Annotated in this window: 1 pseudogene; it reads left to right on the plus strand. The window is 39.8% G+C overall.

The annotated features are described in order from the left end of the window. Nucleotides 1-435: 435 nt before the first annotated feature. A pseudogene (locus K5E19_RS24130) lies at nt 436-503 on the plus strand (Hha toxicity attenuator); the annotation flags it as partial.

Consider the following 503-nt stretch of genomic DNA (forward strand, 5'->3'; position numbering starts at 1 on the left):
TTGTTCGTTTATTTATTTTATGTCACCGCATTGAACTTCTGTTGTTTAAAGTCATCGTTAATCCTTACGGCAATTATTTAATTATTTCGTTTGCCCTAAAGATATTAGGATTATTCCTGGCGGTTTTAGGTAATGAGGAAGATTTGGGATTCCACATTTCAGGTGTAAGTTTTAGCTAACATGATGAATCCTAAGGTAGCCGACAAAATTTCTGCCATGATTAAGATAAAATTGGTACCGTGAATGAGGGAGATTCAGAGACGAACGGCGACTGACGTTTTAATTGTAATTTTTCGTAATAGCGCGGTGAAATCTTGATCAGCATGGCTTATAGTTAAAGACATCAGGAAACAGCACCCGTTAAGGTAAGCTAGTTGTATCCATCCCGACAGCGTTGCTCGGGTGAGTAAAGAATCACTCAAAAGGGGGTGCGCTATGGACGAATACTCGCCAAAAAGGCATGATATCGCGCAGTTGAAATTTCTCTGCGAATCCTTGTACCA

Origin of the sequence: Enterobacter sp. RIT637, assembly GCF_019718755.1 — a bacterium.
Classification (GTDB): domain Bacteria; phylum Pseudomonadota; class Gammaproteobacteria; order Enterobacterales; family Enterobacteriaceae; genus Enterobacter.